We start from the raw sequence: 25,802 nt of genomic DNA, 5'->3' as shown, positions 1-25,802 counted from the left end.
TTTCCAACCAGATGTGATGGCTGATATGACAACACAGCAACAATCAGAATGGCTGTTGGAGATGATTGACGTCAGTAAGAGCTTTCCTGGCGTCAAGGCACTCGATAATGTCAATTTACGGGTCCGTCCTCATTCTGTGCATGCGTTGATGGGCGAGAACGGGGCGGGAAAATCGACGCTGCTCAAGTGCCTGTTCGGCATCTACGAGAAGGATCAGGGCAAGATCTTCTTCAAGGGGCAGGAGATCAATTTCACCTCCTCCAAGGAGGCGTTGGAGAACGGCGTTTCCATGGTGCATCAGGAGCTCAACCTGGTGCTGCAACGTTCCGTGATGGACAACATGTGGCTCGGCCGCTACCCCACCAAAGGGTGGTTCATCGACCACGGCAAGATGTATGAAGACACCAAACGCATCTTCGAGGAGCTGGATATCGACATCGACCCGCGGGTCAAGGTGGCGTCCCTCTCGGTCTCCCAGATGCAGATGATCGAGATCGCCAAGGCGTTCTCCTACGACGCCAAGATCGTCATCATGGACGAACCCACCTCCTCGCTGACCGAGAAAGAGGTAAACCACCTCTTCAAGATCATCAACAAGTTGAAGGATAAGGGGTGCGGTATCGTCTACATCTCCCACAAGATGGAGGAGATCTTCCAGCTCTGTGACGAGATCACCATATTGCGGGATGGCCAGTGGGTGGCGACCCAGCCGCTCAAGGGGATGACCATGGATCAGATCATCGGCATGATGGTCGGTCGTGAGCTCACCCAGCGCTTCCCGGAGAAGACCAACCAGCCGAAAGAGGTGATCCTCGAAGTCGAACACCTGACGGCGAAGAACCAACCCTCCATTCAGGACATCACCTTCAACCTGCACAAGGGGGAGATCCTCGGCGTCGCCGGATTGGTGGGGGCCAAGCGCACCGACATCGTCGAGACCCTGTTTGGCATCCGCGATCGCAGCCAGGGCTCCATCAAACTGCACGGCAAAGAGGTGGCCAACCACAACGCCCACGAAGCAATTCGCAACGGCTTTGCGCTGGTGACCGAGGAGCGCCGCTCAACCGGTATCTACTCCCGGCTCGACATCGCCTTCAACTCCCTGATCGCCAACATGGACAGCTACAAGGGCTCCATGGGTCTGCTCAGCGACAACAAGATGAAGAGCGATACCCAGTGGGTCATCGACTCCATGCGGGTCAAAACGCCGACCCAGCAGACCCAGATCGGCTCCCTCTCCGGGGGCAACCAGCAGAAGGTGATCATCGGCCGCTGGCTGCTGACCCAGCCGGAGATCCTGATGCTGGACGAACCGACCCGCGGCATCGATGTAGGGGCCAAGTTCGAGATCTATCAGCTCATTCTGGAGCTGGCGAAGAAGGAGAAGGGGATCATTATCATCTCCTCCGAAATGCCCGAACTGCTGGGGATCACCGACCGCATCATGGTGATGAGCAATGGTCGGGTCGCCGGGATCGTCAACACCAAAGAAACTGACCAGAGCGAGATTCTGCGCCTGGCATCTCTGTACCTCTAGAGACAGGAAGACATTTATGGAGTCGGCTAAAAATTTCAATCTGATGCAGGCATTCAAGGAGAACGCCATCTACTTGGTGCTGCTGGTGCTGCTCATGATCATCGTGATCAAGGAACCCTCCTTCCTGAGCCTCACCAACTTCAGCAACATCCTGACCCAGTCCTCGGTGCGGGTCATCATCGCGCTGGGGGTGGCAGGTATTATCATCACCCAGGGTACGGATCTGTCGGCCGGTCGTCAGGTCGGTCTGGCGGCGCTGATTGCGGCGACCATGCTGCAGGCGTTGACCAACGTCAACAAGGTGTTCCCGACGCTGGGCGAGGTGCCCATTCCGGTGGTGATCTTGCTGGTGTGTGCCGTGGGCGCCCTGATAGGTCTGGTCAACGGTCTGATCGTGGCCTATCTGAACGTGACCCCGTTCATTACCACTCTGGGCACCATGATCATCGTGTACGGCATCAACTCCCTCTATTTCGACTCGGTGGGCGCTTCGCCGGTGGCTGGCTTTGACCCCCGTTTCTCCAGCTTCGCCCAAGGCTTTATCCGAATAGGAGGATTCAAGCTTTCATACCTCACCTTCTACGCGGCCATCGCCAGCGTTTTTGTCTGGGTGCTGTGGAACAAGACCCGTTTTGGCAAAAACATCTTTGCCATCGGCGGCAACCCCGAGGCGGCCAAGGTCTCCGGCGTCAACGTGGCGGTCAATCTGGTGATGATCTATGCGCTGGCAGGGGTCTTCTACGCCTTTGGCGGCATGCTGGAAGCTGGCCGGATCGGTAGCGCCACCAACAACCTGGGCTTTATGTACGAGCTCGACGCTATCGCTGCCTGCGTGGTGGGCGGGGTGTCATTTGCGGGTGGGGTGGGAACTGTCGCAGGTGTGATCACCGGCGTACTCATCTTCACGTTGATCAACTATGGTTTGACCTATATCGGCGTCAGCCCTTACTGGCAGTTCATCATCAAGGGCGGCATCATCATTTTGGCGGTGGCATTGGACTCCATGAAGTACGCCAAGAAGAAATAACGATTGGCAGGGAGGGTTGGCAGTGCCAGCCCTCTCTTCTGGAGGGATCCCATGCCATTCAAGGTCAAGATTTACGTCCTGTTGCTGCTGGCCATTCTGGTCACCATCGGTACCGCCTGGTTCAGCGTCAATCACTTCATCAGCGCCTATATTCGTACCCAGGCGACCAAGAACATCAACGAACAGATCACCCTGGTCAAAGAGAAGCTGGCCAGCGACATTAATCAGAAGATCCTGTTGGCCGCCAACCTCAACTTCGGGGTGACCAACGTCAAGAAGACCCTGCAAGAGACCGGCTTTCACAATATCGTCAAAGTGATTGGCGACATGGCGTTCGACGTGAGCGGCGTTATCAACGATACGGCAAAGGTCGATGCGCTGCGCAAGCTGATCCCCGCCGCCAACAACCAGATCACCGTCAGCCCGCTGCAACAGGTGGATGGCAAGCCAGTTGTCACCATTTTGGTGCCGCGCGGGGCTGATTCGGCCTATCTCTACTATCTCGATATGAGCGAATTCAAGAGCTTGCTGACCAAGATGAGTGGCGAGGGGCGCTACTTCTCGCTGGCCGACAGTCAGGGCAACAGTCTCTATGACAGCAAGCCGCAGGGGGAGAGCGAAGCGCGCCCCAACCAGCTGGATATTCGCGGCAACAGCTGGACCCTGACCGGCTATATCGATCTTGATTACATTCGCACCATGACTCAGGCACTCAACGGCCAGATCATCATGGCGCTGCTCGGGGTAGCCGTGGTGGTGATGGTGCTCGCCGTGCTGGCGCTCAACCTGGCCTATCGCCCCATCCTCTCGCTGCGGGATCTGGTGCTGGAGCTCTCCCGCGGCAGCGGCGATCTCACCCGTCGGCTGGCGGTGACCAGCACCGATGATCTGGGCCAGATCTCGGCTGGCATCAACCGCTTTATCGAGCGGCTGCAGGAGATGATGGGGGAGGTGCAGGAGGCGAGTGGCCAGCTCAATAGCGGCATTGCCGGATTGGCCAGCCAGACCGGCGCCGCCCAGTCATTGCTGGCGGATCATATACGGGAAACCGAGCAGGTGGTGACCGCCATCAACGAGATGAGCCGCACCGCGGTCTCCGTCTCCGAGAGCGCGGCCAGCACGGCCCGGCTCACCGGCCAGAGCCAGCAGCTGGCAAGCCAGTCGCGGCAGGTGGTCGATCAGGCGATGGCCAGCGTGATGGCGCTGGTGGACGAGGTGGAGGAGACGGCCCGCTCCATCGAGACCATGCAGCAGGGTGTGCAGCAGATTGGCTCTGTGCTGGGGGTGATCGGCAGCATTGCTGACCAGACCAATCTGCTGGCCCTTAATGCCGCTATCGAGGCCGCCCGAGCCGGTGAGCAGGGGCGTGGTTTTGCGGTGGTGGCGGACGAGGTGCGCTCGCTTGCGGCCCGCACCCAGCAGAGCACGGCGGAGATCCAGACCATGCTGGCCAGCCTGCAACGGGGCAGCCGCACCGTGGTGGAGGCGATGGAGAACACCAAGCAGAGCTGTCAGGGCGCTGCCGAGAACACCACCCGGGTTAACGAGTCGCTGGATCTGATGGCGGGTGAGGTAGTGGAGATCAACGATCTCATCAGTCATATCGCCACCGCTGCCGAACAGCAGAGCGCGGTAGCCGAGGAGATCAACCGCAATATGAGCGCCATCGCCGAGGTGATCCGCCAGCTGACTCACAATGGGGAGGCGACAGTCGCCAGTGCGGACTCGATGCAGCAGACCTACGACCGGCTCAGGGAGATAGTGGGCCACTTCCGATTGCGGTAACACCTGTTCACGCCATAAAAAAACAGGGCCAAGCGGCCCTGTTTTTTTATCCCTTCGGATCAACCCGCCTTGCGGCGCAGGTAGACCCCGGCCTCCATATGGTGGGTCCAGGGGAACTGGTCGAACAGGGCGAAGCGGGCGATTTCGTGGGTTTCGCCCAGCACGGCCATGTTGGCCTGCAGGGTCTCGGGATTGCAGGAGATGTAGAGGATGTTGTCGTACTCCTGCACCAGCTTGACGGTGGCGTCGTCGAGACCGGCGCGGGGGGGATCGACGAAGATGGTGTTGCACTGGTAAGCGCCCAGATCGACCCCTTTGAGGCGGTTGAACTCCCGTTCGCCGCGCATCGCCATGGTGAACTCTTCGGCCGACATGCGCAGGATGATCAGGTTGTCGACGCCGTTGGCGGCGATGTTGAACTGGGCGGAGTCGACGCTCGGCTTGGCGATTTCGGTGGCCAGCACCTTGCGGAAGTTCTGCGCCAGCGCGATGGAGAAGTTGCCGTTGCCGCAGTAGAGCTCCAGCAGGTCACCCTCGCTGCCGTTGGTCACGTCCAGCGCCCAGCCCAGCATCTGTTCGTTGATGGCGGCATTGGGTTGGGTGAAGCTGTTTTCCACCTGTTTGTAGATGAGCTGGCGGCCTGCCACGTTGAGCTGCTCGATGACAAAGTCATCGCCCAGACAGATCTTCTGCTTGTGGGCGCGGCCAATCAGCTGCAGCTCGAACCCCTTGGCGCGCAGGTCTGCTTGCAGTGCTTCAGCAGCCTGCTGCCACTCGGTCTCCAGCTTGCGGTGATAGAGCAGGCTGACAATGATCTGGCCGGACTGGGTGGAGAGGTAGTCGATCTGGAACAGCTTGCGACGCAGCACCTGATGGGGGCGCAGTCCATCCAGCAGTACCGGCATCAGCTGGTTGATGAGGCGGCTGGCGGTGGGGAAGTAGTCGACCCGGATGATCTCTTTGGTCGCTGGCGCATACATGCAGTGGAAGAGGTCGTCGCCCTCGTGCCAGATGCGGAATTCGGCGCGCATCCGGTAGTTCTCCGCCGGTGAGCTGTGCACCTCCAGCGCAGGAGGGTTGAAGCTGGCAAACAGCCCGGTAAGGCGCGCACTCTTTTCATCGAGCTGGGTCTGATAGTCGGCCGGGGTTCGAAGGGGCGCCGAGTCGGCGGAAACCCGTTGGGATTGGGTCATAGATACCTCATATGCACACCGGCCGGGCCGGGTCGAAATCGCGGGATGGCAACAGACCACCCAAAGGGGCCCGATTTTAAAAGCCAGCCGCAGATTGTCCAGCATTTTGTGGTCAAGAAGTATTCAGTCAGGCCGATAGCTGATCTACAGGCATGGTGGGAGGACACATTATGCAGATCGACGGCGTGGGCGCAGCCCAACCCATGGGAGTGGGTGTTTCTCCCAAATCGCCCCAGCAGGCGGAGTCGAAACAGGTCAACAGCGAGGATGAGGTCTCCTTGCACAAGCCCCCGAAGTGGGCACAGGTACTGATCCAGCAGGCATTGCAGTTTGCCCTGAAGATCAATGGTCAAAGTTATCAGGCACCCAAGACGCAGGATCGGCCGGAAGAGGTCACCCCGGATACCCTGTTCGATTTCCAGTCGGTGGCGGACAACGTGCTGCAGTTCGTTACCGGGCGGCTGGGGGCGGCTCGTGCCGACGGCAAGTCGGATGATGATCTGGCCGGCATGATGGAACAGGCTCGCAAGGGGGTGGATAACGGCTTCGGTGACGCCCGCAAACAACTTGGTGACTGGGCTGACAACGGGGATATCAAAACCGGCATGGATCAGAGTTACAAGCTGATCCAGAAGGGGCTCGACGAGTTCGAGAAGGAGTTCTTCGGCAAGGTCTCTCCCACCGATATGGGGGCGGCCGAGATGGCCAGTCGCCAGCAGGGCTATCTGGAGATCCAGACCAAGGATGGCGACAAGGTGGTGCTGCGCTTCAATGACAACTGGCAGGCCAAGTCCCAGAAGAGCGACAGTGGCAGCCAGTTCAGCCTCAAGTCGAGCCAGAGTTTCGGCTTCTCGCTGGAGGGAGATCTCAGTGGCGAGGAGATGGACTCTATCGGCAAGCTGGTCAAGGGGATCGACGATCTTGCCGGAAGTTTCTTCTCCGGCAACTTCGACGACCTGCTGAAAAAGGCGGGGGATCTGAAACTGGACGACAGCCAGCTGGCATCCTATTCGCTCAAGCTCAAGCAGAGCGTCAAGTTGAGTCAGACCTATCAGGGCGCGAGCTCGCTGCAGGATCTGCTCAAGCCCTTTGCCGATTACCTGCCCAAACTCGATGAGGTGCAGAAACAGGCTGATGCCGTGCTACCGGAGTCACAGCAGCAGGCGCTGACCCCTGCGGTGCTGGCTGCGCGCGGTCAAACCGACCCGGCACAGATTGGCAGCTTCACCAGCTTCAACCAGCGCATGTTGCAGGCGATGCGGATGCTGAGCCAGTTCCAGCCATCGACCGAGCCCACCAGCAGCGGCAAGAGTGCCTGAGCGCTTGCTATCGGGATTGATTAGCTCCTGACCGGCCGTTTGCCAGCTCCTGCGGGGGCTGGCAAACTGGCCTTTTTCCCGATGTGACCAGCCAATGAATCCGAAAAAGCCCCGAGACAAGCGCGAGCTCTGCTACCCCTTTATCTTCGAAACCTCGCTCAAATGTGACTTTGAAATCGCCACCGATGAGCTCTGCTGTCAGGTCGGGGCCGTGTTGTCACACCTTGCGCCGGATGCCGATACCGAGCCCATGCTGGCGGATCTCGCTCTGTTGCAGCGGCTTATCTACAACCTCAACGGCTCGGTGCGCGGCAAGCTGGGGATCTTCGATGCAGACCTTGAGTGGCTCAAGGCCTGTTACGACCACTACAACGAGGCGAGTCGCGGGAGCGTCACCGGTTTCGTGTTGCCGCAGGGGCCGCAGCCCATCCCCACTCTCCATCTGTGCCGCTGCAGCAGCAAGAAGGTGGTGCGATTGCTGGTACGGCTGGAGGAGAGCGAGGTGGCTTTCGATTCCATTCTCTATCGCTTCGCCAACCTGTTGGCAAACTTCTTCTTCGTGCTCACCGTCTACCTCAAACAGTGCTGGCAGGTGCCGGAAGTGCCCTATGTCAGCATCAACTACTGACTAGAATGGCTGGCTGAGTAGGGCCGCGAGTCAGAGGCCATCATGGATTGAACGGAATAAAAAAACCGGAGCTGTGTGCTCCGGTTTTGCTTTTCAGTGTGCTTGCGGCTCACTCAGCTGGAGATTAGCACTCTGGCCGAGTTGGCAGGGATGGTGAGCTGCACCTCGCCCTGCACCACTTCAAACTTGTCGCCATTGAAGGCATCGGTGAAGCGGCTGGCCGGGCTGGCGGTCTGCCACAGGGGCAGGCTGATGGTGCGCGGCTCGCTGGGGTGACGGTTGCAGGCAACCACCACCTGATCGCTTTGCAGGGTGCGGGCAAACACATAGCTGTGCGGGCCGGCATAGAGGGTCTGGATATCACCGCGGCGCAGGGAGGGGCGCTGGCGGCGGATCTGGATCAGGCGGCGATAGTGATCGTGCAGCACGTGATCCCAGGCGGTGGTCTCCCACGGGAAGCAGCGGCGGCAATCCGGATCGCCCCCCCCCGACAGTCCTACCTCGTCACCGTAGTAGATGGAGGGGACTCCGATATAGGTGAGCAGCAGGGTCGCGGCCAGTTGCATTCGCTGCTTGTCCTCACCCAGCAGGTGGAGGAAGCGGGCGGTGTCGTGGCTGTCCAGCAGGTTGAACTGGGCCAGCTGGTTCTTGAACGGGATATGGGCGCGCGCCAGTTTGAGCCAGCGATCCAGCTCTTCGGCGCTGATCTTGATGGGGTGGTAGGCGATATCCTTGCCAGCCAGGAAGGCGCGGATTGGATGGGCGAAGCCGTAGTAGTTCATGGCGCCATCCTCCTGATCCCCTTGCAGCCACTGGCTCGCTTCGAAGAAGTGTTCCCCGAGCACGTAGGCGTCCGGGTTCTCCTGCTTCACCGCACCGCGAATGGCGCGTACATGGCTGCGGTTGCCCTCGGCGGTGCCCCGTTCCCCCAGCATGTGGATGACATCGAAGCGCCAGCCGTCGATCTGGTAGGGGGCGCGCATCCAGTAGCGCAGGATGGCATCGTCGGCACGATAGATGGCGTCCTGCACCTTTTCGCAGGAGAAGTCGAGCTTGGGCAGGCTGCGAATCCCCTTCCAGCTGACGTAATCCCCTTCGCTATCAAAGGTATAGAAACTGCGCCACGGGGAGTCCGGGTTGCTGTTGGCCCCCAGCGGCGGGCAGAACCAGGGGTGCTGGGTCGAGGTGTGGTTGACCACCGCATCCAGGATGATCTTCATGCCGCGCTGGTGCAGATTGCGGGTCAGTTCGGCGAACTGCTCGTTGCTGCCGAGGTGGGCATCCACCTTGAAGTAGTCCTGAGTGTCGTACTTGTGGTTGCTCGGTGAATCGAAGATGGGGTTGAGATAGAGCGCCGTCACCCCGAGGGATTGCAGATAGTGCAGCTTGGCATCGATCCCCGCCAGATCGCCGCCATAGAATTCACAGGCGCCGTGTCCCTCTTCGTGGCCGCTGACCGGTTCACCCCACGCTTTGCTGATCACCGCCTTGCCGCGGTATTCGTACTCATGATGCTTGACGCTGAGCGACGGGTCGCCGTTGCAGAAGCGGTCGGGGAAGATCTGGTAGAAGACCTGATCCTGCACCCAGGCCGGTGGCTGGTGCAGGCTGTTGAAGCGAAAATGCTGTTCCCGTGGCGGCATGGACGAGCTGACACCCGCCCCGTGCAGCCACCACTGCTCTTCGTCAGTCAGACACTTGAAGCAGTAGAGATGGATATCCTGTCCCTTGATGAGTGGCAGGGTGACCTGCCACACCTGCAGCCGGTCGCGGGTCGAGACGGCCGTCATCGGGATCAGGTACTCCTCGTTGTCCGGCTCATGGCGCAGCCACACTTCGCGGATCGGGGCATCCAGTGCGCTGAACAGGGTGAGTTGCAGGGCGTCGGCGCTCTCTTTGAACCAGGGCGCCACCTGGGGATGAAACAGAAACGGATGGGTCATGATGCTTATTGAGTCAGAAGATCGGCGAGGGCATTACCCTGTTCGTGGAGTGTTTCGAGCTGGCCAGCCAGCGATTTGGGATCCAGTCCCAACTGATCGGCGAGCGGTTTGGGGAAGCGGGCGATGATGGCCTGGGCAGGCACCCCCGCATTCCAGGCGAAGGAGATAAATACGGCGAGGCGGATCAGTACCGCCTCCTTGCTGACCGGATCGTGGGAGAGCGGGTCGAGCTGCTGGGAGATGGCATCGACGAAGCTCTCCGACAGGCTCCAGCGTCGCGCCAGCTCGGCACCGAGCTGGGCATAGTCATAGCCCAGCATCTCGCGCTGAGCCTCGACCCGGCTGCTGCCATTCTGGATCGCCAGATTGATGAGCTCCGCCTCTTCCGGTAGGGTGCTCTGGATCAGCAGTTCGCCGATGTTGTGGATGAGGGCACAGGTGAAGGCGGTTTCGGGGTCGAGCACCTTGGTCTCATGGGCCAGGGTCTTGGCGATGGTGGCAACCTGAAAGGTCTCGGTCCAGAACTTGTTCTTGTCGAAGCTGGGGGGCGCCTTGAAACTGCCGATGATGCCGGAGGCGACCACAATGGAGCGCAGTCGGTTGAAGCCAAGGCGGATCACCGCCTGATCGATGGAGGTCACTTCGTTGCCCCGGCGCAGGGCGGCCGAGTTGGCCATCCGCAGCACCTTGACGCTGATCACCTGATCCATGGCGATCTTGGCCGCAATCTCGTCGATGCGGGCATTCTCGTCGTTGAAGCTCTGCATCAACTCATGCAGCAGCTTGGGAATAGTGGGGAGTTGTTTGATCTTGTCAAACAGACGATCCATCGACATGGCTGAGGCAGCCTCCATTACGAACTCTGCCTCATATTGTGCCACAGCCGGACAACATGTTCCTGTTTGTGATGCGGCTTTGTGATGGGGGTTGCGAGCGCTAGAACACCCAGTCGCGCAGAGTGTATTCCAAACGGTGCTGTTTGCCCTGCAGGATCAGGGTCTGGCTGGAGCCGCTCAGCGTCGCCCCCTCGGTAAGAGTGGTCAGAACCGCCTGCTCCACGGTATCCAGTGGTGGCATGCAGGCCATCTCGGTGCTACCCAGGCTGGTGACCCACAATTTGTCATTTTCCAGATGGCCCTGCCCGAAGTAGCGGTTGCAACCGGCGATGCCGTTGACGGTGAAGTGCTCACCGATCTCGAAATCGGGGGGATTGTCGCGCGAGGCTGCCACCGGCTCGCCATCCAGTTTGCTCAGTACCCAGTGGTGATGTTGCAGATCTTGCTGAACAAAGGTGGTCGAGCTGCAGCCAGCGAGCAGTAACAGGGGGATCAGCAAACAGGGCAATCTGGGCATGAGGGGGCTCCGGTTGGGGGAGCTACAAGAATACTCGGTTTGCTCGCCCTGGAGCAGGGCGCGAGAGGGGACGACCGACCGCTTCTGTCGCCCCTTGTCCCGCACCACTGTCGCTTAATGGCAACACCTTGGGGAAGTTGCCATCGGTTTGCGCTATCTCTGGGATCAGTTGGTGAACAGCCGCTCGGCATAACGGGCCAAGCCCGCAGCCACCGAGCCAAAGTCATCACCACCCTCGAGCGGGATAGTCGGCAGCTTCTGGCGGATAAAGCTGGCGATCAGCGGTGAGCGGGCGCTACCGCCGGTGACGAAGATGCGGTCTGGTTGCACACCAGCGGCAGCGATCGCTTCGTCCATCAGCTCGCCAATCTTCTCCAGCAGCAGAGCCGAGGCATTGGCCAGCTGTTCGCGGGTCAGCTCCGCTTCCAGCCCTTTTTCCAGCTCGCTCAGGGCGTGGCGGCTGCTCTCCTGCTCCGAGAGGGCGATCTTGCCCTGCTCGGCACGCCACACCAGCTGGTGGCTCAGCTTGTGGGCCCGCAGGTTGGCCAGACGCCCCAGCTTGGTGCCGGGCTGGCTGTCGAGCTGCAGTTCTTGCAGCTGGCGGGCGGTATCGAGACTGTAAAAACGGCTCTGGGCGCTGACGTCGTTGATGGCGGCCGCATCCCAGAACAGCGGGTGGGGCAGTGGCTTGCCGGTTTTGAGCACCTCGTGCATGCCGAGCAGCGGCATCATCCCTTCCACCGTCAGGCGAATGTCGAAGTCGTTGCCGCCGATCCGCTGGCCGCTGTGGCCGAGCAGATCGCCGCTGCGATCCAGCTGGTCGCGGTAGCTTGGGCCCATCCGCAGCATGGAGCAGTCGGTGGTACCGCCGCCGATATCCACCACCAGTACCACCGCATCTTCGGTGAGGCGCGCCTCGAATTCAAAACCGGCAGCCACCGGTTCATAGAGAAATTCCACCTGCTCGAAACCAGCCAGACGGGACGCCTCGGTCAGGATGGCGATGGCTTGGCTGTTGCTCTCTTCCCCCGCCAGCCCCTGGAAGTTGACCGGGCGGCCGATCACCGCCTTGCTGATCGGGGCACCAAGCTGCTGCTCTGCCTGTTGGCGGACGTGGAGCATCATGGCGCAGACGATATCTTCAAACAGGGCGATCTGGGGGGCCTTGAGACCATAGGCACCGAGGAAGGATTTCGGCGACTTGATGTAGTAACCGTCGTCCGGCTCTTCCAGATAGCGCTCCAGCGCGGCGCCGCCGAAGCTCAGCTCGTCGATCAGCCCCTCTTCGCGCATCAGGCGGCGCACCGCCTGGGCACGGGTGATCACGGGGCCACGCAGCTTGAGGTACTCCGCCTGCTGGGCCGGTGCCAGCCCTTCGGCCAACAGACCGGCGATGGCATCCCGGTGGGGGGCGTGCATGGTGGAGGGGAGGTAGCGGGATGCGCCGAGATTGAGCAGCCTGGGGCTACCTTGTTCCATCACGGCCACGGCACAGTTGGAGGTGCCGTAATCAAATCCGATAAACATGGGCGCCAGACTCCAGAGTAAGAAAGGAGGGCTGGCCTACCCGAAGGTGCCGGGTCTCACAACCCGACGCACAGTCGGAGGTCCAGTGAGCAAATCCGAGCAACATGGGCGCCAGACTCCTGAATAAAAAAGGGGGGCTAGCCTACCCGATGGCGCCGGGTCTCACAACCCGGCGCGTGACGAAGAGAGGGCGAGCCCTTATTCCACTTCGTTGTCGCTGCGGCCCTGGCTCTCGATAGCCTGAATGTTGCCGAGGGTGGTGTCGGCGATGGCGTGCAGCGCCTCGCGGGTCAGGAACGCCTGATGGCCGGTGAACAGCACGTTGTGGCAGGCGGACAGGCGGCGGAACACGTCATCGGTGATCACCTCGTTGGACTTGTCGGCGAAGAAGAGATCCTCTTCCTCTTCGTAGACATCCAGCCCCAGCGCGCCGATGCGGGAGCTCTTGAGCGCCTCGATGGCGGCGTTGGAGTCGAGCAGGCCGCCACGGCTGGTGTTGATGATCATTACACCGTCCTTCATCTTGGCGAACGCCTCCTTGTTCAGCAGGTGGTAGTTCTCTTTGAACAGCGGACAGTGCAAGCTGATGACGTCGGACTGGCGGAACAGGGTGTCGAGATCCACATACTCGGCGCCCAGATCGATGGCTGCCTGATTGGGGTAGGGATCGCTTACCAGCAGGCGCATGCCGAAGCCTTTGAGGATGCGCAGGGTTGCGATACCGATTTTGCCGGTGCCGATAATGCCTGCGGTGCGGCCATACATGTTGAAGCCGACCAACCCTTCCAGCGAGAAGTTGGCATCGCGGGTACGCTGATAAGCCTTATGGATACGGCGGTTGAGAGTCATCATCAGACCGACCGCGTGCTCGGCCACAGCTTCGGGGGAGTAGGCGGGCACTCGTACCACTTTCAGTCCCAGCTCCTTGGCGGCAGCCAGATCCACGTTGTTGTAACCGGCGCAGCGCAGGGCGATCACCTGGGTGCCGTTGGCGGCCAGTTCGGTCAATACCTCGCGGTCGGCATCGTCATTGACGAACAGACAGACCACCGGGAAGCCGTGAGCCAGTCGTGCCGTTTTGGCCTCCAGCCGCACATCGAAAAACTCCAGATCGAAGCCGTACTGGCTGTTGGCCTGAGTGAAATGCTCTTTGTCATAGCTCTTGGTACTGAATACGGCGACTTTCATGGTGTGTGCTCCGCAGCGAGTGTGTCGTTAAATTACAACAAAATGGGTCAGCTATCACCGGACAAACCGGCTGGTTATTGTCCCCACGGCATGATGGGAACGGCGCTGACGGCACTCTTGTACGAACCATCCACCAGTTTGGTGCTGTAGGTCAGATAAACCAGTGCATTGCGTTTTTTGTCGTAAAAACGCACCACTTTCTGCTCCTTGAACACCAGCGAAGTGCTGACATCGAACACCTCTTCCCCTGCCTTCAGCTTCTCGGGCAGGGTGATGGGGCCGATCTGGTGGCACGACAGGGAAGCGTGGGAGGGATCTTCCGCCAGTCCCAGCCCGCCTTTGACGCCACCGGTTTTGGGGCGTGCCAGATAGCAGGCGACGCCGTCGATGCGCGGGTCATCGAACGCCTCCACCAGGATCTTGTGGTTGGGGCCAAACAGTTTGAAGGCGGTGCTCACCTCGCCGACGGCATCAGCCTTGTCGGCCAGCACCGGGCCGGCGAACAGGGTGCCCAGCAGCAGGGGCAGGGCGCGGCGAAGGGCGTTATTTCGCGTGTGGCGGTATGACATGGTCTCTCCTGTTGGCTCCCTCAGTAGGGAATGCCCAAACGACGATAGAGGCTGGCAAGCACCCAGGCGGGGCCTATCAGCAGAAATTGCAGGTCGGCGAGGAAGGAGGGGCGCTTGCCCTCGATCCTGTGGCCGACAAACTGGGCTATCCACAGCAGCACGAAGATAAACAGCGCGGGCCACAGCAGCGGCCCCTGCCACTGGTGGCAGAAGGCCAGCCCGAGCGCGGTCAGCCCCGCCATCCCGACAAACAGGGCAAACGACAGCTGCAGGTAGAAGGCCAGTACCGGAATGGCAGCGACCGCTGCCCAGTTGAGTCCTGCTGGCGGCGGTCCGGCGGGCAGACTCCAGAGCAGCCCGAGCGAGCAGAGATAGATGCCCGGCACCGCCAGCTTGTGGATGGCGACGTTGACCGGATGGCGATGGCTCTGGCCGTACTCCGCAAACCACTCTTCGATACTCTTCATGGCACCTCCCTGGCACGTTGATTGTTCTGTCCCTGTCGGGGTGATCGGGTTTTACCCCTGCGGTGGATAGTCCCAATATTGTGCCGGAATGCTCTTGAGCAAAGGGGTCATATCGGGATTGGGCAGTTGGATGGTGACCCGTCTATCGAGGTCGGCACTGGCCAGCGCCTCGCGGATCTTGGGATTTTCATGGAAGAATTTCATGAAGCTGCCATCGGCATAGGCCCGTTCCAGTCCGGTCTGGATCGCCTTGGCCAGCTTGGGGTATTCGGGGCTGACGAAGAAGAACTGGGCGAAGGGGTAGCGGATCAGCAGGTGTTGCTCGATGGCGAGATCGGGATATTGCGCCACCAGTTCGCTGCGCTCGGCGAAGATCTCCACCAGGCTGCGGGGAAAGAAGTCGATCTTGTCGCCATCTTGAATCAGGCGAAACAGGCTGCTGAAGCGGCCCGAGTAGGTGGGAATACCGGCATTTTCCAGAATCTTGTTGTCGGCCCAGCCAACCCCTTGTGCCGCTCTCATTTTTCTAAGGTCGGCCAGGGTGTTGATCTGGTTGAATTTCTCTTGTGCATCGGCGTGGATGAACGACAGTCGCAGCCCTTCCAGCCCGCGAAACAGCGGAATGGGGACGGCAAGCAGGGAGGATTCGAGGGCGCTGGAGGTACCCATCCAGAAGACGTTGATGCTCTTGCCCTTGCTCAGCTGTTGCTGGAGGGTGTACTGGTTGAGATCGAGGTCGACGGGTTGGATGCGAAAAGGTTGTCCGGAACGGGTGAGCGCCAGTTCCAGCAGTTTAATCTGGTACTCCTGATCAAGATTGTTGACGGGGCGGCTGGGCACCTTGACCGTCAAAACCTGTGCTTGTGCCAGCAGTGGCAGGCACAAACACAGTTTGATGAGCCATTTCACGCTCTGTTCTCCTGTAGATTCCTGGGCTTGCCCGGAGTCTAACAGAACTTGTCACTATCTTGCTGCGTAGCGGTGTACAAGGTTTGAGCGCTGGGCCCTACCTTGCTGGTCGCTTGTTGCTCCAGAATGGTGACGGTTCTTCGAAGAATCAGGCGACGCGACGGAACACGTGGGTATCGTTAAATTCCTTGGTGCTCTGGCATTCGACGCAGAAACGGGATTCCGGACGGGCATGCAGCCGCTTCATGGAGATCTCGTCACCGCAAGATTCGCAGTAACCAAAATCCCCTTCGCTGATGCGCTTCAATGCGCCGCGCAGCTTGCGCAGGTGTAGTTTGTCGTGCTCGATGCGGTTCAGCTCCAGACGGCGGGCTTCCTCGATACTGGCACGGTCAATTTCATCAGCCATCTCGTTGGTGTCGGTGGCGATGGCCTGGCTGGCCTGGGAGTTCAGGCGCTCTTCGAGTTCGGCGATCTGCCGCTCGATCTGCCCCTTGTAAAAGGCCAGTTGGTCTTCAGTCATGAAATCACACATACGATTTACTACCAGTCAGTTTACTAACCCAATAATCCCTGTTTATGGGGGCTGTCTGCCTACAGACCAAGCCCTTGTATCCTGAATTGCACCTGTTTAATGCAATAGAGTGCAAATCAGGGCGGGCCTTGTACCAAAAAAATGCAGCCAAGCAAAGCAAATCGGATACGGATTGTGCGCCTTTGCAAAAAAATGGCCCCTTTTAGCGAGCGACAGACGAGATCTGACATTTCGTTTCGGCTGGTTGGCACTTGCCTTGCACTGGCAAGAAACAGGGCATCGAGTGTTTAGTATTTGGTATCGACTTGGTCATTATATGCGCCGTTATTTATAATTTTTTAAACACGCCTGCTTGACATTGCCCTTGTCGGCGGGCTTTTATGGTGGTGTTGATTACATTTTTATAACAAGGGTGTTCCATATATTAGACACCCTTGCCAATGGCAACCGTAAAGTCGGGGTTTAACATGGACAGTATCAAGGGCTGGATGGAGAGCAATCGCATCACGGAAGTGGAGTGTCTGTTTCCGGATTTCACCGGCAATGCCCGGGGAAAGATCATTCCAGCCAACAAGTTTTTGCGCGAAGGGGGCATGCGACTGCCCGAGGTGATCTTCACCCAGACAGTGACAGGTGAGTATCCGGATGACGACAGCATGATCGACCCGCTGGAGCGGGACATGCAGCTCTATCCCGACCCCAATACCATCCGTTTTGTCCCCTGGGCGCTGGAGCCGACTGCCCAGGTGATCCACGACTGTTTCGACATCAACGGCAAGCTGATCGACATCGCGCCACGCTCAGTGCTGCGTCGGGTTTTGTCATTTTATGAGAAGCAGGGCTGGAAACCGGTGGTCGCTCCCGAGCTGGAGTTCTATCTGGTCAAGCGCAACGAAGACCCCGACTATCCGCTGGTGCCGCCGGTGGGGCGCAACGGCCGCCCGGAGACCGCCCGACAGTCGTTCAGTATCGATGCGGTCAACGAGTTCGACCCCATCTTTGAAGACATGTATGACTACTGCGAGGCGCAGGAGCTGGAGGTGGATACCCTGATCCACGAATCGGGGGCCGCCCAGATGGAGATCAACTTCCTGCACGGTGATGCCATCGATCTGGCCGATCAGGTGTTCCTGTTCAAGCGCACCATGCGCGAGGCGGCGCACAAGCATGGTATCTACGCCACTTTTATGGCCAAACCGATGAGCGACGAGCCGGGTTCGGCCATGCACATCCACCAGAGCCTGGAAGACGCGAACGGTCACAACCTGTTTGGCACCGAGGAGGGGGGCAACTCGGCGATGTTCATGCATTTCATCGCCGGTCTGCAGAAATACACCCCGGCGGTAACCGCGCTGCTGGCGCCCAACGTCAACTCCTACCGTCGCCTCACTTTCGGTGAGAGTGCGCCGCGCAACGTTCAGTGGGGCGTAGAGAACCGTACTTGCGGGCTGCGGGTGCCCTTCTCCGATCCCGGTGCCCGTCGGGTAGAGAACCGTTTTGCCGGAGCCGATGCCAACCCCTATCTGGCGCTGGCCGCCACTCTGGCCTGCGGTTACCTCGGCATGATGGAGAAGCTGGAACCACTGCCGGAGATGAAGTCGAGCGCCTATGAGCTGCCCTACAGCCTGCCGCGCTCGCTGGAGGAGGCGCTCAGCCATCTTGAGCAGTGCGACCCCATCAAGGAGATGCTGGGCGAACGCTTCACCCGCGCCTTTGTCGCGGTCAAACGCAAAGAGTACGAGACCTACTTCGGGGTGATCAGTCGCTGGGAGCGGGAGTTCCTGCTGCTGAACGTGTGATGTTGGTGCGTGTCCACCGCGCACTACCCCAAAACGGGGAGGCCAATCCCGGCCTCTCCCGCTCATATCGAAGGAACCGAGGAGCAAGCAATGCAGCATACGACTCGTGAGTGGCAGCAACTGGATGCTGGCCACCACCTGCACCCCTTTACCGATTTTCAGGCCCTGAACAAGAAGGGGAGCCGCATCATTACCAAGGCCAGCGGCGTCTATCTGGAAGATTCCGATGGCAAGCGCATTCTGGACGGCATGGCGGGCCTGTGGTGCGTCAACATGGGTTATGGCCGCCAGGAGCTGGTGGATGCCGCCACGCGCCAGATGCAGCAATTGCCCTATTACAATCTCTTTTTCCAGACCGCGCACCCGCCGGTGATCGAGCTGGCCACTCTGCTGGCCGAAGTGACGCCGTCCCATCTCAACCATGTCTTCTTTACCGGCTCCGGTTCCGAGTGCAACGACACCGTGCTGCGGATGGTGCGCCACTACTGGGCCAGCAAGGGTCAGCCTGACAAACAGGTGATCATCAGCCGCCACAACGCCTACCACGGCTCCACCGTGGCGGGGGCGAGTCTGGGTGGCATGAAGGGGATGCATGCCCAGGGTGGCCTGCCCATTCCCGGCATAGTCCATATCGACCAGCCCTATCACTTCGGCGAGGGGCAGGGGATGAGTGCCCATGAGTTCGGTCTGGAGCGGGCTCGCCAGCTGGAGCAGAAGATTCTGGAGCTGGGAGTGGACAAGGTGGCCGCCTTTATCGGCGAGCCGATCCAGGGGGCGGGCGGCGTCATCATTCCGCCTGACAGTTACTGGCCCGAGATCCAGCGCATTTGCGATCACTACGGCATTCTGCTGATTGCCGACGAGGTGATCTGCGGCTTTGGCCGCACCGGCCACTGGTTTGCCAGCGAAGGGTTTGGTATCAAGCCGGATCTGATGTGTCTGGCCAAGGGGATCACCTCCGGCTACCTGCCGCTTGGCGCTGTGATGGTGAGCGACCGGGTCGCCAAGGTATTGGTCGAGGAGGGGGGCGAGTTCAACCACGGCTTCACCTATTCGGGCCATCCGGTCTCCTGCGCGGTGGCGGTGGCCAACATCCAGCTTATGCAGAAGGAAAGCATAGTTAAGCGTGTCCATGATACCATTGGCCCCTATTTGCAGCGCCGTTGGGCTGAGCTGGCTGACCATCCGCTGGTGGGGGAAACCCGGGGCAAAGGTCTGGTGGCCGCGCTGGAAATTGTGCAGGACAAACAGACCAACCGGCGTTTTCCGGCGCAGGCAAATGCGGGGATGACCTGTCGGGAGTTCTGCTTTAACAATGGCTTGGTGATGAGGGCGGTAGGCGATACCATGATCATATCGCCCCCCTTGGTCATCACCGAGGAACAGGTTGATGAATTGGTCAATCTGGCCAGGCGCAGTCTGGATCTGACAGCCGAAAAGCTGAAGGGTTGAGGTAGGCCGGGCAGGTTGGCATGCGCATACAATTTGCTTAGGAGACAAGGATGATGTCTTTCAAAACAGGAGTGATCGCTGCCTCTGTGGCTCTGGTCATGGCAAGTGCCGGAGCAATGGCCGAAGAGAAAGTGCTGCACGTCTACAACTGGAGCGATTACATCGCACCGGACACCCTGGATAACTTCCAGAAGGAGACCGGGATCAAGGTGGTCTATGACGTGTTCGATAGCAACGAGGTGCTGGAAGCCAAGTTGCTGGCGGGCAGTTCGGGTTACGATATTGTCGTGCCGTCCAACCCCTTCCTGGCCAAGCAGATCAAGGCGGGCGTGTTCCAGAAACTGGACAAGTCCAAGCTCTCCAACTGGCAAAATATGGATCCCAGCCTGCTCAAAGCGCTCGAGCCGAGCGATCCGGGCAACCAGTACTCCATCCCCTACATGTGGGGCACCATCGGCTATGCCTACAACCCCGAGAAGGTGAAGGCGGTGCTGGGTGCCGACGCGCCGGTCAACTCCTGGGATCTGGTGTTCAAGCCGGAGAACATGGCCAAGCTGAAGGAGTGCGGTGTCTCCTTCCTCGATTCGCCGACCGAAATGCTGCCAGCAGCCCTGCAATATCTGGGCTTCAAGCCGGATAGTCAGAAACCGGCCGAGTTGAAGAAGGCCGAGGAGCTGTTCCTCTCCATTCGTCCCTATACCGCCTATTTCCACTCCTCCAAGTACATTTCGGATCTGGCCAACGGCAACCTCTGTGTGGCGGTTGGCTATTCCGGTGACTTGCAGCAGTCCAAGGCGCGGGCAGCTGAAGCCAAGAACGGCGTGTCGCTCACCTACACCATTCCGAAAGAGGGGGCTGGCAGCTTCTTTGACATGATCGCCATTCCGGCGGATGCCAAGAACGTCGAATCCGCCCACGTCTTTATCAACTATCTGATGAAGCCCGAGGTGATCGCCAACATTACCAACGTGGTGAAATTCCCGAACGGCAACAAGGCGGCGACCCCGCTGGTCAATGCGGAGATCCGCAACGACCCGGGTATCTATCCGAGCGAAGAGACCATGCAGAAGATTTACACCTTCCCGGATCTGCCGGCCAAGGTGCAGCGCCTGATGACGCGCAGCTGGACCAAGATCAAGTCCGGCAAATAAGTGACGAGTGCCCCTCCTGGCCCGCAGTTCGGCCGGGAGGGTAGTGATGCCATCCTTCGGGATGGGCCGCGCGAAAGGATGCGCAGACGGTCAACCACTAAACACAGGAGAACTGACACCGTGCAGACAACCAGATTGGCAACCATTGCCCTGACCATGGGGTTGGCAAATGCAGCGCAGGCCGCTCCTGAGCTCCATTTCTACAATTGGTCTGACTATATTGGCGAGACCACCCTCAGCGATTTCCAGCAGGCGACCGGGATCAAGACCGTCTATGACGTGTTTGATTCCAACGAGACCCTTGAGGGAAAGCTGCTGACGGGGCGAACCGGTTACGATCTGGTGGTGCCCTCCAACAATTTTCTGGCCAAGCAGATAGAGGCCGGGGCGTTCCAAAAGCTGGATAAATCCCTGCTGCCCAATCTGGTCAACCTGGATCCCGTGCTGCTCAAGCAGCTCGACAAGGTGGATCCGGGCCATCAATACGCCGTGCCCTATCTGTGGGGCACCAACGGCATCGGCTACAACGTCGAGAAGGTCAAGGCGGTGCTGGGGGTCGACAAGATTGACTCATGGGCCGTTATCTTTGAACCGGAAAACATGAAGAAGCTATCCCGTTGCGGTGTCGCCTTCCTCGACTCTGCCGACGAGATGATCCCCGCTGCCCTCAACTACCTCGGTCTTGATCCCAATAGCCACCAACAGGCGGATATCAAGCAGGCCGAGGCGCAGTTGCTCAAGGTGCGGCCCTATGTCGCCTATTTTCACTCCTCCAAATACATCGGCGATCTCGCCAATGGCGATATCTGCGTGGCTGCCGGTTTCTCCGGCGACATTTTGCAGGCCGCCGCGCGGGCCAACGAGGCTGGCAAGGGGGTGAAGATTGCCTACAGCATCCCGAAGGAGGGGGGCAATTTGTGGTTCGACATGATGGCGATCCCGGCCGATGCCACCAATGTCAAAGAGGCGCATGCCCTGATCAATTACGTGCTGCAGCCCGAAGTAATTGCCAAGGTCAGCAACTATGTGGGCTATGCCAACCCCAATGCCAGGGCGACTGCTTTTATGGATGAAAAAGTGCGTGACGATCAGTCTGTTTATCCACCGCAGCCGGTGCTGGCGAGACTCTATGTGTCGCAGACACATCCTCGAGCAGTGATGCGGCTGATGACCCGGAGTTGGAACAAGATCAAGTCCGGAACCTAACCTTGGTGCCCGTTCGGGGGCGCCAAATCGCTTTTATGGATCGACCGTGAGGTCGATATCACGTTGGGGAGTTTGGTAATGGCGATAGCCTCCAGTGCCTACAAGAAAGCCCTCGAGGGCAGCCAGCAACGCAAAGATGTGCTGGTGAAGATCGATCGGGTAAGCAAGCAGTTCGATGAAACGCTGGCGGTCGATAACGTATCTCTCAATATTCACAAGGGGGAGATCTTCGCCCTGCTTGGTGGCTCAGGCTCCGGCAAGTCGACCCTGCTGCGGATGCTGGCCGGTTTCGAGCGCCCGACCGAGGGGCGGTTGTTCCTCGACGGGGTCGATATCACCGACATGCCGCCGTACGAGCGCCCCATCAACATGATGTTCCAGTCCTACGCCCTGTTCCCCCATATGACGGTGGCGCAGAACATCGCGTTTGGCCTCAAACAGGATGGCTTGCCCAAGGCTGAAGTGGATGCCCGGGTGGAGGAGATGCTCAAGCTGGTGCAGATGACCCAGTATGCCCGTCGCAAGCCGCATCAGCTCTCCGGTGGCCAGCGTCAGCGGGTGGCGCTGGCCCGTTCGTTGGCCAAACGTCCCAAATTGCTGCTGCTGGATGAGCCCATGGGAGCGCTCGACAAGAAGCTGCGTTCCAAAATGCAGCTGGAATTGGTGGAGATCATCGAGCGGGTCGGGGTTACTTGCGTCATGGTGACCCATGATCAGGAAGAGGCGATGACCATGGCGGAGCGGATTGCCATCATGCACCTCGGCTGCATCGAGCAGATTGGCAGCCCGATGGATATCTACGAAACCCCGGCCAGTCGGCTGGTGTGCGAGTTCATCGGCAACGTCAACCTGTTCGACGGCCTGCTGGTGGAAGATGAGCAGGACCACGCGACTATCGCCTGTGCCGACCTGGAGCAGCCGATCTATGTGGGCCACGGCATCAGCTCCCGCGCCGAGAACAAGAAGGTGACCTACGCCCTGCGGCCGGAAAAATTGCTGATGAGTCTGCAAAAGCCGGAGGAGATCGAGCATCCGGACTTCAACTGGACCAAGGGGGAGGTGTACGACATCGCCTATCTGGGCGGTCACTCGGTTTATCACATCCAGCTGCCTTCGGGCAAAATCGTTCAGGCTTTCATCGCCAATGCCGAACGCCACGGCAAGCGGCCAACCTGGGATGACCAGGTGTTCCTCTACTGGGAAGATGACAGCGGCGTGGTGCTGCAATCATGAAGTTCTTGCGACGACTGAAGCGGGTCGGGGGGCGTCGGCTGGTGATCGGCATCCCCTTCTTCTGGCTGTTCCTCTTCTTCCTGCTGCCCTTCATCATCGTGTTGAAGATCAGTTTTGCCGAAGCGGATGTGGCGATCCCGCCCTACACCGATGTGATGAGCTGGGCCGACAATCAGCTGACCATCCTGCTCAACCTGGGCAACTACCTGCTGCTGCAGGAGGATGAGCTCTATATCGCGGCCTATCTCGGCTCCCTCAAGATGGCCTTAATCAGCACCATCCTCTGTCTGCTGATCGGCTATCCGATGGCCTACTCCATTGCACGGGCCAACAAGGAGACCCAGACCGTGCTGCTGCTGCTGATCATGATGCCGACCTGGACCGCAATTCTGATCCGGGTCTATGCATGGATGGGGATCCTCAGCAACAACGGCCTGCTCAACAGCTTCTTGCTGGGGATTGGGGTGATCGATGAACCGCTGCAGATCCTCAACACCAACCTGGCGGTCTATATCGGCATCGTTTACTCCTACCTGCCGTTTATGGTGCTGCCGCTCTACGCCAATCTGGTCAAACATGACCAGAGCCTGCTGGAGGCTGCCTCTGACCTGGGGGCGCGCAACCTGACCCGTTTCTGGCAGATCACGGTGCCGCTCTCCAAGAACGGCATTATCGCTGGCTGTATGCTGGTGTTTATTCCGGTGGTGGGGGAGTTCGTGATACCGGAAATGCTGGGCGGCCCGGAGACCCTGATGATCGGTAAGGTGCTGTGGCAGGAGTTCTTCAACAATCGCGACTGGCCGGTGGCGTCTGCGCTGGCGGTGGTGATGCTGGCGGTGCTGATCATTCCGATCATCCTGTTTAACCGTAACCAGGCCAAAGAGTTGGAGGGCAAGGCATGATGAGACGTTTCGGTTTTGCCAAACTGATGCTCTGGCTGGGGTTGCTGTTTATCTACCTGCCCATGGTCATCATGGTGATCTACTCCTTCAACGCCTCCAAGCTGGTGACGGTGTGGGGGGGCTGGTCGCTCAAGTGGTACTTCGGCCTGCTCGACAACAAGCAGCTGATTGGGTCGGTGTTCCGCTCGCTGGAGATCGCCTTCTACACCGCGATCGCGGCGGTGGCGCTGGGAACGGTGGCGGCCTTTGTGCTGACCCGTATTCCCCACTTCCGTGGCCGTACACTGTTCGGCGGCATGGTGACGGCGCCACTGGTGATGCCCGAGGTGATCACCGGTCTGTCGCTGTTGCTGCTATTCGTGGCGATGGCCCAGCTGGTGGGCTGGCCCGCCGAGCGGGGCATGCTGACCATCTGGATCGCGCACACTACGTTCTGTACTGCCTACGTGGCGATCGTGGTATCGGCGCGGTTGCGGGAGCTGGATCTCTCCATCGAGGAGGCTGCGATGGACCTTGGTGCCAAGCCGTGGAAGGTGTTCTTCCTGATCACCATCCCGATGATCGCCCCCTCGCTGGCGGCAGGCGGCATGATGTCGTTCGCCCTGTCGCTGGATGATCTGGTGCTGGCGAGCTTCGTCTCCGGCCCGGGCTCCACCACGCTGCCGATGGAGGTCTTCTCGGCGGTACGGCTCGGGGTGAAACCCGAGATCAACGCGGTGGCCAGCCTGATCCTGTTGTCGGTATCGCTGTTTACCTTCGGCAGCTGGTATCTGATGGCTCGGGCAGAGAAGCGCCGCCGTGCCGAGATCGCCATGACTACCCAGATGCAGGCCGTCGTCTGACGCCATGATAAGATCCGCCTACTCTCGTCAACCTGGAGGATGAGTATGCGGATCTCCCTTTTTAGCGGTCGTGGCACCGAGCTGGTGCCGGGCCTCACCAGCGCCATTCACAAGCAACCGATCGCAGCGCCAGTTCGTTGTTCCTTTGCCGGTCTGGAAGGCGATGAGCAGAGTGATTTGCGCCACCACGGTGGCCCGGATCGGGCGCTCCACTTCTATCCAGCTGACCACTATCCCTGGTGGCAGACCTGGCAAACCGCGCTGGGTCTTCCAGCACCACGCACCCCCTGGCAGCCTGCAGCTTTTGGCGAGAACCTCTCCGGTATCGGGCTGACTGAGGTGCAAGCCTGCATCGGCGATGTCTATCGACTCGGTGAGGCGCTTATTCAGATTAGCCAGCCGAGATCCCCCTGCTTCAAGCTCAACCAGCGTTTTGGCTATGGCCAGATGTCGCAGGTGATGCAGCTCAATGGCCGCTGTGGCTGGCTGCTGCGGGTGCTGGAGGAGGGCATGATCGCGCCCGACGCGACCATGGAGCTGGTAGACAGACCCTATCCCGAGCTGACAGTGAAGCGTACGGCGGATATCTTGTTCAATCAGGTGCGCAACGAGACCGACTTGCTGTTGCTGCTGGAAAATCCGGCCCTCTCGCCCAACTGGCGCCAGCATGCAGCCGACTGGCTGGAGCATGGCACTGTGGCTGACTGGCAGCGCCGTCTGCTGGGGCCGGCATCCTTGCGCTTGGCCTGACTGCGGGTTGCCGGAATGTCACCAGCTGGCTGCATCCCGGTAAACGGGTGAAAAGAGTGCTGAATAGTTGAGCGAACGGTGCCTTTTTTCCCTCAAAATGCAAAAAAGGCTTGTATCAGGTCGGTGCTTTCGGTAAATTCCCGTCCCGCAGACATCGGTGTGTAGCGCAGCTTGGTAGCGCACTTCGTTCGGGACGAAGGGGTCGGAGGTTCGAATCCTCTCACACCGACCAAATTTGAAAAGGCCGCTCAATAGAGCGGCCTTTTTGCATTTTTCTTCCGGCGCTCGTTAACTTGTTCTCTGCCAATCTGCCAATCTGCCAATCTGCCAATCTGCCAATCTGCCAATCTGCCAATCTGCCGACCTGCCGACCTGCCGACCTGCCGACCTGCCGATAGCCCAAGACTCTAGGGGCAATTATTGCTTGTTAGTGTTGCTGGTTCACAGCATGTGGCACCACACTTTGCCTATCCGCTATCCGCTATCC

23 protein-coding genes and 1 tRNA gene are annotated in these 25,802 nt (G+C 59.5%); 14 read left to right on the top strand and 10 right to left on the bottom strand.

The genetic code is table 11. From position 1 onward, the window contains the following. The first annotated feature begins 16 nt into the window (after positions 1-16). From mglA to ACE1BR_RS20300, 3 genes are read left to right on the top strand one after another with little or no spacing between them, the layout of a single operon-like run. A complete protein-coding gene (mglA, locus tag ACE1BR_RS20310) occupies positions 17-1,537 on the top strand; it encodes a galactose/methyl galactoside ABC transporter ATP-binding protein MglA (protein WP_374873476.1) in 1,521 nt (506 codons plus the stop codon). 16 nt (positions 1,538-1,553) lie between these two features. Beyond that, a complete protein-coding gene (mglC, locus tag ACE1BR_RS20305) occupies positions 1,554-2,564 on the top strand; it encodes a galactose/methyl galactoside ABC transporter permease MglC (protein ID WP_374873474.1) in 1,011 nt (336 codons plus the stop codon). Positions 2,565-2,615: 51 nt separating this feature from the next. Continuing rightward, positions 2,616-4,349 carry a methyl-accepting chemotaxis protein gene (locus tag ACE1BR_RS20300; protein ID WP_374873472.1) on the top strand — a complete coding sequence of 578 codons (1,734 nt, stop codon included), beginning with the start codon at positions 2,616-2,618 and terminating at the stop codon, positions 4,347-4,349. A 59-nt stretch (positions 4,350-4,408) separates the two neighbouring features. On the opposite strand, the gene trmA is transcribed toward ACE1BR_RS20300, so the two are convergent. Continuing rightward, positions 4,409-5,542, bottom strand: a complete 1,134-nt coding sequence (gene trmA, locus ACE1BR_RS20295; protein ID WP_374873470.1) for a tRNA (uridine(54)-C5)-methyltransferase TrmA — start codon at positions 5,540-5,542, stop codon at positions 4,409-4,411. Between the two features lie 170 nt (positions 5,543-5,712). Here trmA and ACE1BR_RS20290 point away from each other — a divergent pair, with 170 nt between their 5' ends. Together ACE1BR_RS20290 and ACE1BR_RS20285 are read left to right on the top strand one after the other, a co-directional pair. Beyond that, positions 5,713-6,861, top strand: coding sequence for a DUF5610 domain-containing protein (locus ACE1BR_RS20290; RefSeq protein WP_374873468.1), 1,149 nt, complete (start codon positions 5,713-5,715; stop codon positions 6,859-6,861). 94 nt (positions 6,862-6,955) lie between these two features. Further along, on the top strand, positions 6,956-7,489 hold the full coding sequence (locus tag ACE1BR_RS20285; RefSeq protein ID WP_374873466.1) for an ATP--cob(I)alamin adenosyltransferase: 534 nt from the start codon (positions 6,956-6,958) through the stop codon (positions 7,487-7,489). Between the two features lie 113 nt (positions 7,490-7,602). Here the strand turns inward: ACE1BR_RS20285 and malZ are convergent, their stop codons facing one another. The 9 genes from malZ to ACE1BR_RS20240 all read right to left on the bottom strand — a co-directional run bounded on the left by malZ (position 7,603) and on the right by ACE1BR_RS20240 (position 15,980). Beyond that, complete coding sequence (malZ, locus tag ACE1BR_RS20280; RefSeq protein ID WP_374873464.1) at positions 7,603-9,432, bottom strand: maltodextrin glucosidase; 1,830 nt, start codon at positions 9,430-9,432, stop codon at positions 7,603-7,605. Positions 9,433-9,437: 5 nt separating this feature from the next. Further along, the gene (locus ACE1BR_RS20275) at positions 9,438-10,286 is read right to left on the bottom strand and encodes an HDOD domain-containing protein (protein WP_374873462.1); all 849 of its coding nucleotides are present in this window, start codon (positions 10,284-10,286) and stop codon (positions 9,438-9,440) included. A gap of 82 nt (positions 10,287-10,368) precedes the next feature. Continuing rightward, positions 10,369-10,785, bottom strand: coding sequence for an META domain-containing protein (locus ACE1BR_RS20270; RefSeq protein ID WP_374873460.1), 417 nt, complete (start codon positions 10,783-10,785; stop codon positions 10,369-10,371). A 165-nt stretch (positions 10,786-10,950) separates the two neighbouring features. Continuing rightward, complete coding sequence (yegD, locus tag ACE1BR_RS20265; protein ID WP_374873458.1) at positions 10,951-12,312, bottom strand: molecular chaperone; 1,362 nt, start codon at positions 12,310-12,312, stop codon at positions 10,951-10,953. A gap of 198 nt (positions 12,313-12,510) precedes the next feature. Continuing rightward, the gene (locus ACE1BR_RS20260) at positions 12,511-13,500 is read right to left on the bottom strand and encodes a 2-hydroxyacid dehydrogenase (RefSeq protein WP_374873456.1); all 990 of its coding nucleotides are present in this window, start codon (positions 13,498-13,500) and stop codon (positions 12,511-12,513) included. A 74-nt stretch (positions 13,501-13,574) separates the two neighbouring features. Continuing rightward, positions 13,575-14,069 (bottom strand): CreA family protein, encoded by a 495-nt coding sequence (locus ACE1BR_RS20255; RefSeq protein WP_374873455.1) that lies wholly within the window; start codon positions 14,067-14,069, stop codon positions 13,575-13,577. Positions 14,070-14,089: 20 nt separating this feature from the next. After that, a complete protein-coding gene (locus tag ACE1BR_RS20250) occupies positions 14,090-14,536 on the bottom strand; it encodes a DUF962 domain-containing protein (RefSeq protein WP_374873453.1) in 447 nt (148 codons plus the stop codon). A 51-nt stretch (positions 14,537-14,587) separates the two neighbouring features. Further along, a complete protein-coding gene (locus ACE1BR_RS20245) occupies positions 14,588-15,445 on the bottom strand; it encodes a hypothetical protein (RefSeq protein WP_374873452.1) in 858 nt (285 codons plus the stop codon). 148 nt (positions 15,446-15,593) lie between these two features. Next, complete coding sequence (locus ACE1BR_RS20240; RefSeq protein ID WP_374873450.1) at positions 15,594-15,980, bottom strand: TraR/DksA family transcriptional regulator; 387 nt, start codon at positions 15,978-15,980, stop codon at positions 15,594-15,596. Positions 15,981-16,447: 467 nt separating this feature from the next. On the opposite strand from ACE1BR_RS20240, the gene ACE1BR_RS20235 reads away from it, so the two are divergent. From ACE1BR_RS20235 to ACE1BR_RS20195, 9 genes are all read left to right on the top strand, one after another. After that, complete coding sequence (locus tag ACE1BR_RS20235; protein ID WP_374873448.1) at positions 16,448-17,779, top strand: glutamine synthetase family protein; 1,332 nt, start codon at positions 16,448-16,450, stop codon at positions 17,777-17,779. Between the two features lie 90 nt (positions 17,780-17,869). Further along, on the top strand, positions 17,870-19,231 hold the full coding sequence (locus ACE1BR_RS20230; RefSeq protein ID WP_374873446.1) for an aspartate aminotransferase family protein: 1,362 nt from the start codon (positions 17,870-17,872) through the stop codon (positions 19,229-19,231). A 53-nt stretch (positions 19,232-19,284) separates the two neighbouring features. Continuing rightward, positions 19,285-20,382, top strand: coding sequence for an extracellular solute-binding protein (locus tag ACE1BR_RS20225; RefSeq protein WP_374873573.1), 1,098 nt, complete (start codon positions 19,285-19,287; stop codon positions 20,380-20,382). A gap of 120 nt (positions 20,383-20,502) precedes the next feature. Continuing rightward, positions 20,503-21,588 (top strand): polyamine ABC transporter substrate-binding protein, encoded by a 1,086-nt coding sequence (locus ACE1BR_RS20220; RefSeq protein ID WP_374873444.1) that lies wholly within the window; start codon positions 20,503-20,505, stop codon positions 21,586-21,588. Between the two features lie 78 nt (positions 21,589-21,666). Then, on the top strand, positions 21,667-22,821 hold the full coding sequence (gene potA / locus ACE1BR_RS20215; protein ID WP_033138795.1) for a polyamine ABC transporter ATP-binding protein: 1,155 nt from the start codon (positions 21,667-21,669) through the stop codon (positions 22,819-22,821). Beyond that, entirely contained in the window at positions 22,818-23,723 is a 906-nt protein-coding gene (locus ACE1BR_RS20210) for an ABC transporter permease subunit (RefSeq protein ID WP_374873442.1), read from the top strand. The genes potA and ACE1BR_RS20210 overlap by 4 nt, the downstream gene beginning before the upstream one ends. Continuing rightward, a complete protein-coding gene (locus ACE1BR_RS20205) occupies positions 23,720-24,565 on the top strand; it encodes an ABC transporter permease subunit (protein ID WP_374759803.1) in 846 nt (281 codons plus the stop codon). Before ACE1BR_RS20210 ends, ACE1BR_RS20205 begins: the two co-directional genes overlap by 4 nt. Before the next feature lie 45 nt (positions 24,566-24,610). Continuing rightward, the gene (locus tag ACE1BR_RS20200; protein WP_374873440.1) at positions 24,611-25,315 is read left to right on the top strand and encodes an MOSC domain-containing protein; all 705 of its coding nucleotides are present in this window, start codon (positions 24,611-24,613) and stop codon (positions 25,313-25,315) included. 155 nt (positions 25,316-25,470) lie between these two features. After that, positions 25,471-25,547 (top strand) — tRNA-Pro (locus ACE1BR_RS20195). The last annotated feature ends 255 nt before the right edge of the window (positions 25,548-25,802 follow it).

It is taken from the genome of Aeromonas sp. MdU4 (genome assembly GCF_041929505.1).
GTDB lineage: Bacteria > Pseudomonadota > Gammaproteobacteria > Enterobacterales > Aeromonadaceae > Aeromonas.
Note: the sequence above shows the minus strand (reverse complement) of the source record. Positions and strands in the feature narration are given on the sequence as shown.